Consider the following 11,532-nt stretch of genomic DNA (forward strand, 5'->3'; position numbering starts at 1 on the left):
CAGGCAGGTACGGGGGTCAGGAGATTCCGAGTTCCTCGTCCAGGACGGCGAACAGCTCGCTGTCGCTGGCCGAGTCGAGATCGGGCGCGCGGCCCGCGTCGTCCTCCGGGCCGTCGCCGTCGTGCCGGTCCTGCCAGGCGCGCAGCAGGGCCTCCAGGCGGGCGGTGATGCGCGCGTGCGCGCCGTCCGGCAGGTCGGCGGCGGTCAGGCCGGGTGCGGACAGCGCCGTCTCCAGCCGGTCCGCCTCGGCCAGGACGAGCCGCGACGGGTCGTCCTCGCGGGGGGCGATGGACGTCCCGATCTCCTGCGCGACGGCGCGGGCGGTCGGATGGTCGAACAGCAGCGTCGCGGGGAGCCGCAGTCCGGTCGCCGCGCTGAGCGCGTTCCGGAGCTCCAGCGCGGTGAGGGAGTCGAAGCCGAGTTCCCGGAACGCGCGGTCCGGCTCCACTTCGCCCGCGGACCCGCGCCGCAGCACCACCGCCACTCGCTCGCGGACCAGGCCGAGGAGTTCCTTCTCGCGTTCCGGGCCGGGCAGCCCGGCGAGCCGGCGGGTGAGGTCGGCGGCGGCGTCCCGACCCGCCCGGACGGTCCGGCGCGCCGTCCCCCGGAACAGGGTGCGGAGCTTCCACGGCAGCAGGGCGGGGTCGGCCTGCGCGGCGGCCCGCTCGTCCAGCGGGACGGCGACCAGCACGGGTTCGTCCACGCCCGCCGCCGCGTCGAGCAGGCCCATGGCCTCGTCCCCGGCCATGGGGATCATCCCGGCCTCGGCCATCCGCCGCCGGTCGACCTCCCCGAGCCCGGACGTCATCTCGCTGGCGTCCGCCCACAGTCCCCACGCGAGCGACTGCCCGGCGAGCCCGTTCGCCCGGCGGTGGGCCGCGAGCGCGTCCAGGAACGTGTTGGCCGCCGCGTAGTTGCCCTGGCCGCCGTTGCCGAAGACACCGGAGTTGGACGAGAACAGCACGAAGGCGTCGAGGTCCAGGCCCAGGTCGCGGGTCAGCTCGTGCAGGTTCCAGGCCGCGTCGACCTTCGGGCGGAACACCGCGTCCAGCCGGCCGGGGGTCAGCGAGCCGAGCGCGCCGTCGTCGACGACGCCCGCCGCGTGGACGATCCCGGACAGCGGGTGCGCGGGGTCGATCCCGGCGAGCAGCGCGGCGGCGGAGTCGCGGTCGGCGACGTCGCAGGCGGCCACGGTGACGGTCGCGCCGAGCGCGGACAGCTCGTCGCGGAACTCGGCGGCGCCCTCGGCGGCCAGGCCGCGCCGCCCGGCGAGCAGCAGGTGCCGGACGCCGTGCTCGGCCACCAGGTGGGTCGCGACGAGCCGTCCCGCCATGCCCGTCCCGCCCGTGATCAGCACGGTTCCGTCCGGGGCGAACGTCGGGGCGGCGGGGTCGTTGGGGGTAGGTCGAGGGCGTGGGACTCGGGCCAGGCGCGTCACGTAGGTGACGTCGTCGCGGACGACCAGTTCTGGTTGCTGCGCGGCCATGAGCGCGCCGATGTCCGTCGCGTCGTGCGCGTCGGCGTCCAGGTCGGCTAGGACGATCGTGCCCGGGTGTTCGAGTTGGGCCGTCCTCACGAGGCCCCATATCGCGGCGCCCGCGAGGTTCGTTGCGTCCTCGCCACGCACGGAGATCGCGCCTCGGGTGAGCACCAGGAGGTCGCTTTGCAGGAACCGCTCGTCGGTCATCCAGGTCTGGAGTGCTTCGAGCGTCTGGTGCGCGGTCGCGTGAGCGGATTCCGCGTCGTCGCCGGTTTCGGGCTCCAAGACGACGACGTCCGGGATTTCGTCGTCCAGGTCCTCCCAGCGGGCCCAGGACTTTTCGTGTGGTGTCGTCGCTTGGGTGATCGGGGACCATTCGACGCGGAACAGCGAGTCCAGGTATTCGGCGCGGGCCGCACCGAGCTGGTCGGGCGTTATGGGGCTCGACGCCACGGCGCGGACCGAAAGGATCGGGCTTCCCGTGTCATCGGTGGCCAGCAGGCTCATGCCGTCCTGCCCTTCCCCGGTTGGGGAGAGGCGGACGCGGAGGGCCTTGGCGCCGGTGGCGTGGAGGGTGAATCGCGTCCACGCGGATGGTATCCGTGGTCCGTCGTCGTGGTTGAGCGACTGGAGTTGGGTGGCGGCGTCGAGCAAGGCCGGGTGGATGCCGAAACGGTCGGTCTCCGTCTCCGTCTCTGTTTGGAGGGCCACTTCTGCGAACAGCTCGTCGTCTCGGCGCCATGCGGCGCGCAGTCCTTGGAAGAAGGGACCGTAAGCGTGGCCACGGCCGAACAGCTGGTCGTAGACGTCGTCCAGATCGAGTTCCGTCGCTCCGGCGGGTGGCCAAGCGGCGGTCGGGTCGGTCGCAGGTGTTTCGGCGTCGGACGTCAGCGTGCCCGAGGCGTTCCGGGCCCAGGGTCCGCCGTCCTGGCGGGAGTGGATCGCCACCGTCCGCTTCCCCGACTCATCCGGGGCACCGACGACGACTTGGACGTCAATCCCGCCGTCTGTTGGAAGCGACAGGGGCGCGTCGACCGTCAAGGTGTCGACGACATCGCAGCCGACCTCGTCCCCGGCCCGGACGGCCAGCTCCACGAAGCCGGACGCGGGGAAGACCGCCGCGCCGAACATCTCGTGGTCTGCCAACCACGGTTGCGTGGCCGGGGACAGCCGTCCCGTCAGCACCACGCCATCAGAGTCGGGCGAGGCGACCACGGCCGCGAGCAGCGGGTGCTCGGCGGACGCCTGGCCGAGGCTGGAGGCGTCCCCGGCGAAGGTGGGCGCGTTCGTCCAGTAGCGGGTGCGTTGGAATGCGTAGGTGGGGAGTTCGACTCGGTGTCCGCCGTGGTGGGTGAACAGTGCGGGCCAGTCGATGGTGGTTCCGGTGACGTGGAGGTGGGCGAGCGCGGTGAGGAGGGTCGTGGTTTCGGGACGGTCCCGACGAAGCGCGGCGACGCTGACGGTGCCGTCGGCCTGGACCATCGCGGTGAGGACGCCGTCGGGTCCGATTTCCAGGAATCGGGTGACGCCGTTGTCGTGGAGGTGGGTGAGGGTGTCGTGGAACCGGACGGCATCACGAACGTGCCGCACCCAGTACTCAGGGTCGGGCTCCGCACCCACGACGGGAAGGGTGGGCGTGTTGTAGGTGATGGACTGGGCGATCTGGCGGAACTCGTCCAGCATCGGATCCATCAACGGGGAATGGAACGCGTGCGAGACCCGGAGCCGGGTCGCCTTGCGCCCGAGGTCGGTGAAGTGGCCGATGATTCCGGTGACGGCCTCTTCGGCACCGGATATCACGGTCGAATCCGGGCCGTTCACCGCCGCGACACCAACCACCGCCGGATCCAGAAGCGGAGTGATTTCGTCTTCGGTGGCTTGGATCGCGGCCATCGCTCCCCCGGACGGGAGCGCCTGCATCAACCGGCCTCGCGCCGCGACCAGCTTCGCCGCGTCCTCCAGCGAGAACATCCCCGCGACATGCGCGGCCGCCAACTCGCCGATCGAATGACCCGCCACGAAGTCCGGGCGAACACCCCACGACTCCAGGAGGCGGTACAGGGCTACTTCGATGGCGAACAGACCGGTTTGGGTAAAAGCGGTCTGGTTCAGCAGTTCCGGTTCAGACCAGATGACGTCCTTCAACGACCGATCTAGGTGCCGCTCCAGCTCGGCGCACACGGTGTCGAAAGCGTCGGCGAACACCGGGAACGTCTCGTACAGTTCCCAGCCCATACCGAGACGTTGTGCGCCTTGGCCGGAGAACAGCAGCGCGGTCGAACCCGGGCTCGCGGAGTCGCCGCCGACGACCACGTCCGGATGCGGCTTCCCAGCCGCCAACGCAGCCAACGCCTCCAAAGCGGATTCGCCATCGCCCGCCAAGACAACCGCACGCCGCTCCAACAAGGCACGGTCGCTCGCCAACGAGAAACCCACGTCCAAGGGGTTGAGTTCGGGGTGGTTGAGCAGGTGGGACCGCAGTTTCTGCGCCTGATTCTGCAAGCCGTCCACGGACTTGCCGGAGACTGTCCACGGCACCGCACCCGGACTAGCGGGGGACTTCGACGCCGCCGCTTCGGCTTCCTCGGCCTGCTCGATGATCACGTGAACGTTGGTGCCGCTGATGCCGAACGAGGAGACCCCAGCCCGGCGGGGATGGCCGTTCTGCGGCCACTCGCGCGCCTCGGACAGCAGCTCGACGGCTCCAGCCGACCAGTCGACGTGCGGGGACGGCTCGTCCACATGCAGCGTCTTGGGCAGCACACCATGCCGCATCGCCTCAACCATCTTGATGATCCCCGCGACACCGGCAGCGGCCTGCGCATGACCCATGTTGGATTTGATCGACCCCAACCACAACGGCCGATCCCCCGGGCGATCCTGACCATAGGTCGCAATCACCGCCTGCGCCTCGATCGGGTCACCCAGGACCGTGCCCGTGCCGTGCGCTTCCACCGCATCCACGTCGGCGACGCCCAAACCCGCATTGGCCAGTGCCTGGCGAATAACCCGCTGCTGCGACGGGCCATTCGGAGCGGTCAGGCCATTGGACGCGCCGTCCTGATTGACCGCGCTCCCCCGAACGACCGCCAGCACCGGGTGACCATTACGGCGAGCGTCCGACAGACGCTCGACCACCAGCACACCCACACCCTCAGCCCAACCCGCGCCATCAGCCGACGCCGAGAACGACTTGCACCGCCCATCCGCAGCCAAACCACGCTGACGACTGAACTCCACAAACATCCCCGGCGTAGACATCACCGTCACACCACCAGCCAGAGCAAGCGAGCACTCACCCGAACGCAACGCCTGCGCGGCCCAATGCAGAGCCACCAAGGACGAAGAGCACGCCGTATCCACTGTGACCGCCGGGCCTTCAAGGCCCAGCGTGTACGCGACACGGCCGGAGACCAGGCTCCCGCCACTCGTGCTTGCGCTGTCCAGGTCACCGAGGGCGTAGTCGTGATACATCAGACCGGCGAAAACACCGGTCGCACTCCCCCGCAGAGACGACGGATCAATACCCGCCCGCTCAAACGCCTCCCACGACGCCTCCAACAACAAACGCTGCTGCGGATCAGTATCCGCCGCCTCACGCGGCGACACACCAAAGAAATCAGCATCAAAATCCGCCGCGTCGTAAAGGAATCCGCCCTCACGGGCGATGCTCTTACCCGGGCGGCCAGGAACCGGATCGAACAGACCCTCCCCATCCCAGCCGCGATCGGCCGGGAACCCCGACACCGCGTCCACACCGCCGTCAACCAGGCGCCACAGGTCCTCAGGCGAGGCGACACCACCCGGATAACGGCACGCCATCCCCACGATCACGATCGGATCGTCATCGACCTTCTGAACACCGGCGGTGACGATCGGCCCGCCAGTCGTCGTCCCGGAGAGTTCCTCCTCCAGATATTCGGCGACGGCCTGTGCGGTCGGGTAATCGAAGACCAGCGTTGCCGGGAGACGAAGACCCGTCTCGGCACGCAGCGCATTCCGCAACTCCACCGCCGAGAGGGAATCGAAACCCAGGTCACGGAATGCACGGCTGGGCTCCACCGCTTCCGCTGACAGGTGTCCGAGAACGGACGCCACCTGAGCACGCACCAAATCCAGGAGGACGACCAAGCGGCCGGCCGAATCCATATTCGCCAGGCGGTCTTGTATCGACGAGTCAGCGCGCCCTCGCACCACCCGGGTTGAACCGCCGCCGGACATGTCGCGTAGCAGAGCCGGGACGTCATCGCCCCGCCTCCGCAGCACCGCGCGGTCGACGCGGAGCGGGACGACCACCGCGTCATCCGCCGCGAGCGAGGCATCGAACAATGCCAGGGCCTCGTCCGTGGACAACGGCGGCAGGCCCAGACGTCGCATGCGTTCGGCGTCCACGCCGTCGGGATCCGCGGAATCGCCGGTGTCCCAGAGCCCGAACGCCATTGACGTCGCCGCCAGCCCGCGCGAGCGGCGATGCTCCGCCAACTCGTCCAAGAACACATTCGCCGCGGCATAATTGCCCTGCCCCGCCGCCAAAACCAATCCACCGGCAGACGAGAACAACACGAACGCCGACAGATCCAGGTCACGGGTCAACTCGTGCAGATGCCACGCACCGTCCACCTTCGGACCGAACACCGCATCAACCCGCTCAGGCGACAGCGAACCGATCAAGCCGCTGTCGACCACCCCGGCGGCATGCACCACACCAGTCAGCGGATGCTCCGCAGCTATCCCGTCGAGCAAATCCGCCACGGCCTGACGATCCGAAACATCACACGCGGCCACCGAAACCTCGGCGCCCAAGTCCGCCAGCTCCGCGCGAAGCTCCGCAGCACCCGGCGCGTCCAGACCACGGCGGCTGGTCAGAACCAGATGCCGCACACCATGAACCGACACCAGGTGACGCGCGACCAGCGCACCTAGGCCGCCCGTCCCACCGGTCACCAGGACCGTCCCAGACCGGTTCCACCGGAACGGTTCGCTCGGGCGAGTTCGCACCAAGCGGGAGACGCCTACCTGGCCACCACGAATGGCGACCTCGGGCTCGTCACCCGACACCACGACCCCAGCCAGCGCATTAGCCGACTGGGACTCGTCATCCAGATCCACCAGAACGAAACGACCCGGATTCTCCGCCTGCGCCGCACGCAACAAACCCCGCACCGGCGCCAGAACCAGACCAGCATCGCGAAGGACGACCACCAAGCGGGAGGCGGCAAACCGCTCATCCCCCAGCCACCCCTGCACGACAGCCAATGCGGAACAAGCCGTCACACGCACATCCGCCAGAACGTCACCATCAGCGGCGAGAGGCGACCACACCACGACGTCCGGCACACCGGCATCCGCGATACCCGCCAGATCCGCGAACACTGGAACGTCTGTGGAAAGGCCACATCGATCCGAACCCAGGACGGCCAGGCTCACATCACCATTCAGCGCGCCCACCGGCCTGGGCGACCATTCCACCTTGAGAAGCGAATCACTCGCCCCGCCAGCCACCGTGAGTTGTTCGGGTGACACCGTCCGGGCTGCCAGGGATTCCACGCTGAGCACCGCGCGGCCGTTCTCGTCCGCCACCGTCATGGTGGTGGGGCCGCCGTCCCGTCCTAGCAGGGTGTGAACGCGCAGCGCCGACGCGCCGGAGGCGTGCAGTTTCACCCCGCTCCACTCGAAGGGGAGTTGGGTCGCGCCGTCCGGACGTTCGACGTCGAGGAGTTCGGCGTGCATGCTCGCGTCGAGCAGGGCCGGGTGAAGACCGAACCGTTCTGCGTCGGCCCGGGCCTGTTCGGGGAGGACGGCTTCGGTGTAGAGGTCGTCGCCGCGCCGCCAGGCCGCCTGCAATCCCTGGAAGGCTGGACCGTAGGCGTAGCCGCCGTCGTGCAGGCGCTGATAGGCGTTGTCCAGGTTCACGGGGACGGCGCCCGGCGGAGGCCACGCGGTCAGGTCGACCGGCGGGATGTCGGCACCGGTTCCCAGCACCCCGGTGGCGTGCCGCTTCCATTCCTGGTCGGACGAATCGTTCTCGGGCCGGGAGTAGATGCCCACCGGGCGATCGCCGGAGGCATCCGCGTCGCCGACCACGATCTGGACGGCGACACCGCCACGCTCCGGCAACACCAGCGGCACCCCGAGCGTCAGTTCCCGCAGCGCGTCGCATCCGACCTCGTCACCTGCGCGGATCGCCAGTTCAACGAACGCGGCGCCCGGCAGCAGGACGGTCCCCAGCACCTCATGGTCGGCGAGCCACGGCTGCGATTCGGCGGACAGGCGTCCGGTCAGCACGGCCCCGCCGGAGTCGGGCGCGACGACCACGGCACCGAGTAGCGGGTGATCGACGGCTTCCAGACCGGCCGAGGTGACGTCCCCGTCCTGGGCCGAGGAGTCGAGCCAGTAGCGCTCACGCTGGAAGGCGTAGGTCGGCAGCTCGACCACACGGGCCGCGCGTCCGGCGAACATCGCACGCCAGTCGATGTCCAGGCCGTGCGCGTGGGCCTGCCCCAGGGCAGTCAGCAGCTCCCTGGCCTCCGGACGGTCCCGGCGCAGCGTGGGCGCGACGAATTCGGCGTCCGAGTCGCCCCGCACCATCGCCGACAGCACGCCATCAGGTCCGATCTCCAAGAACCGCGACACACCCTGATCACGCAGATCAGTCACCGAGGCGTGGAACCGGACAGCCTCACGAACATGCCGCACCCAATACCCGGTATCCGCCTCCGCCCCCAGGACAGGAATGGAAGGCGTCTTGAACGTGACGGATTCAGCGACCTGGCGGAAGTCGTCCAGCATCGGGTCCATCAGCGGCGAATGGAACGCATGCGACACCCGCAATCGAGTCGTCTTGCGTCCCAGCCCAGCGAAATGCTCGATGATCTTGGTGACCGCGTCCTCGGCGCCCGACACCACGACCGACTCAGGACCGTTCACCGCCGCGACGCCGACGACCGTCGAGTCCAGCAGCGCGACGACCTCATCCTCGGTCGCCTGGATCGCCGCCATCGCCCCACCCGATGGCAGCGCCTGCATCAACCGACCCCGAGCAGCCACCAACCGGGCCGCGTCCTCCAGCGAGAACATCCCGGCTACATGTGCAGCCGCCAACTCACCGATCGAATGACCCGCCAGAAAATCAGGGCGGACACCCCACGACTCCAGCAGCCGATAAAGCGCAACCTCAACCGCGAACAAACCCGTCTGAGTGAACGCCGTCTGATTCAGCAACTCAGGCTCGGACCAGACCACTTCCTTCAGCGGCCGATCCAGATGCTTATCCAGTTCCGCGCACACCGCGTCGAACGACTCGGCGAACGCCGGGAACGCGGCATACAACTCCCGTCCCATCCCGACACGCTGGGACCCCTGCCCCGAGAACAAGAACGCCGTCTTGCCGTCGGAGCGAACAGGACGACGCGACTCCCCCGACGCCAACCGTCCGAGCCCGACGAGCAGTTCCTCGCGGCTCTCGCCCACCACGACCGCACGATGCTCGAACGCCGCCCGCGCCGTGACCAGCGAGAACCCGACGTCCCCAGGAAGCGGCTCAGGCCGCTCCCCAAGGAAATCCAGCAGCCGCGCGGCCTGCGCGGGCACCGCGTCCCGGCTCCGCGCCGAGATCACCCACGGAACCACGCCCGCGTCAGGCGAATCCGAACGCGGCTCTTCCTCCACCGAAGGAGCCTGCTCGACGATGACGTGCGCATTCGTCCCACTGATCCCGAACGACGAAATCCCGGCCCGCCGCGGACGCTCCTCCTCCGGCCATTCACGCGACTCGGTGAGCAGTTCGACACGTCCCGCCGACCAATCCACGTGCGGCGTCGGCTCATCGACATGCAGCGTCTTCGGCAGCACTCCATGCCGCATCGCCTGGACCATCTTGATGATCCCGGCGACTCCGGCCGCAGCCTGCGTGTGCCCGATATTCGACTTGATCGACCCCAGCCACAGCGGATGCCCATCCGAACGCCCCTGGCCATAAGTCGCAAGCAATGCCTGCGCTTCGATCGGGTCGCCGAGGTTCGTCCCCGTGCCATGCGCCTCGACCGCGTCCACGTCACCCGCGCTGAGCCCGGCGCTCGCCAATGCCTGGCCGATCACCCGCTGCTGCGACGGCCCGTTAGGAGCCGTCAACCCATTCGAAGCACCGTCCTGATTGACCGCAGAGCCACGCACCACAGCCAGCACCGGATGCCCAAGCCGCCGAGCGTCAGAAAGACGCTCGACCAACAACATCCCCGCGCCCTCGCCCCACGACGTCCCATCCGCCGAAGCGGCGAACGACTTCGCTCGGCCGTCGCCGGCGAGGCCCCTTTCCAGGCTGAATTCGATGAACGTCCCCGGCGTGGCCATGACGGTCACACCTCCGGCGAGCGCCAGGGAGCATTCCCCGGACCGCAGCGCCTGCACCGCCAGATGCAACGCCACCAACGACGACGAACACGCCGTGTCCACCGTCACGGCCGGGCCTTCCAGCCCCAGCGTGTAGGCGATCCGGCCCGAGACGATGCTGCCGTTGCTGGAGCTGTTGCCGTAGTCGTGGTACATGAGCCCGGCGAACACGCCGGTCCGCTCGCCGTGCAGGGACGACGGGTCGATCCCCGCCCGTTCGAGCGCCTCCCACGACACCTCAAGCAGGAGCCGCTGCTGCGGGTCCATCGCCAGCGCCTCACGCGGGCTGATCTTGAAGAAGGCCGGGTCGAACTCCGCCGCGTCGTGCAGGAAACCGCCGGTGCGGACATAGCTCTTGCCGGGCGTGCCGGGCTCCGGGTCGTAGATGCGCTCGGTGTCCCAGCCCCGGTCGGACGGGAACGCCGACACCGCGTCGACGCCGCCCGCGACGAGCCGCCACAGGTCCTCGGGCGAGGCGACGCCGCCCGGATACCGGCACGCCATGCCGACGATCGCGACGGGTTCGGTGGCGGCGGCCTCCAGCGCGGCGCTGTGCCGCCGCAGCCGCTCGTTCTCCACCAGCGAGTCGCGGAGCGCCTCGATGATCTCTTCGACGGACGCGTCCACGGTCAGCCTCCGACCTCGTCCAGGAACTCCGCCAGCACGTCGGTGAAGCGCGCGGGCTCCTCCAGGTGCGGCACGTGGCTCGACTCCTCGAAGATCACCCACCGCCGGACGTCCGGGATCAGTTCCGCGTAGGGGCGCACGGTGACGGGCGTCGCCTCGTCGTGCCGCCCCGAGAGCAGCATCGTGGGGACGGCGACGCGCGGCAGGCGGTCCTCCACCGTCCAGTCCCGCAGGGTTCCGATCACGTGGAACTCCGACGGGCCGTTCATCGTGCCGTAGACCGTGGAGTCGTTCTGGATCTCCATCAGCGACGCGATGAGATCGCGCGGCCACGGTTGCACTCGACACAGATGTTTCTCATAGAAGATCTGCATGGCTTGCATGTATTCCGGGCTGTCGGTCGTTCCGGCGGTTTCGTGCTCGGTGAGGGTGTCGTTCACTCCGGGCGGGAGCGCATTCCTCAGAACCGTCATTTCCTGCCGCCACAGCGGATAGGACGCGGGCGAATTCGCGATGACGAGTGCGCGCAGCCCGGCGGGACGGGTCGCGGCGTGTTCGGCCGACAGCAATCCGCCCCACGACTGCCCGTAGAGGATGTAGTCGTCGGCGATTCCGAGCTCGTTCAGCAGGTTGTCGAGCTCGTCGAGGAACAGCCGCACGGTCCAGAATTCCGGGCCCCGGTCGGGCAGCCGCGTGGAGCCGCCGTTGCCGAGCTGGTCGTAGTGCACGACGGGCCGTCCGCGCTCGCTGAGCGAGGCGAGGTTCAGCAGGTAGTCGTGGGTGCTCCCGGGCCCGCCGTGGACGACCACGAGCGGCGGGCGGCCGGCCCCGAGGTCTCCCGTGACGCGGTACCAGGTCCCGTGCTCGCCGAAGGGCGCTATTCCCTTGGCACTGGGCGCCAATGACACCTGGTCCCCCTAATTCGGCTCGTGCGGCCGGTGAATTGCCCGCCGCAGGACGGTCCCCCGGACCGGCGGCAGTCCAACTCGACACTAGTGGCGGCCGGCCCAGGCAATCCCCCCTGAACCGACCCCTCC

2 protein-coding genes are annotated in these 11,532 nt (G+C 69.1%); both read right to left on the bottom strand.

Annotated elements, in window-relative coordinates:
- Window positions 1-16 precede the first annotated feature (16 nt).
- Window positions 17-10,495, bottom strand: a complete 10,479-nt coding sequence (locus FXF65_RS12345) for a type I polyketide synthase (RefSeq protein ID WP_187412241.1) — start codon at window positions 10,493-10,495, stop codon at window positions 17-19.
- A gap of 2 nt (window positions 10,496-10,497) precedes the next feature.
- Window positions 10,498-11,403 carry a proline iminopeptidase-family hydrolase gene (locus tag FXF65_RS12350; RefSeq protein WP_148349895.1) on the bottom strand — a complete coding sequence of 302 codons (906 nt, stop codon included), beginning with the start codon at window positions 11,401-11,403 and terminating at the stop codon, window positions 10,498-10,500.
- Window positions 11,404-11,532 lie beyond the last annotated feature (129 nt).

The sequence above is a fragment of the Actinomadura syzygii genome, from assembly GCF_008085905.1.
GTDB lineage: Bacteria > Actinomycetota > Actinomycetes > Streptosporangiales > Streptosporangiaceae > Spirillospora > Spirillospora syzygii.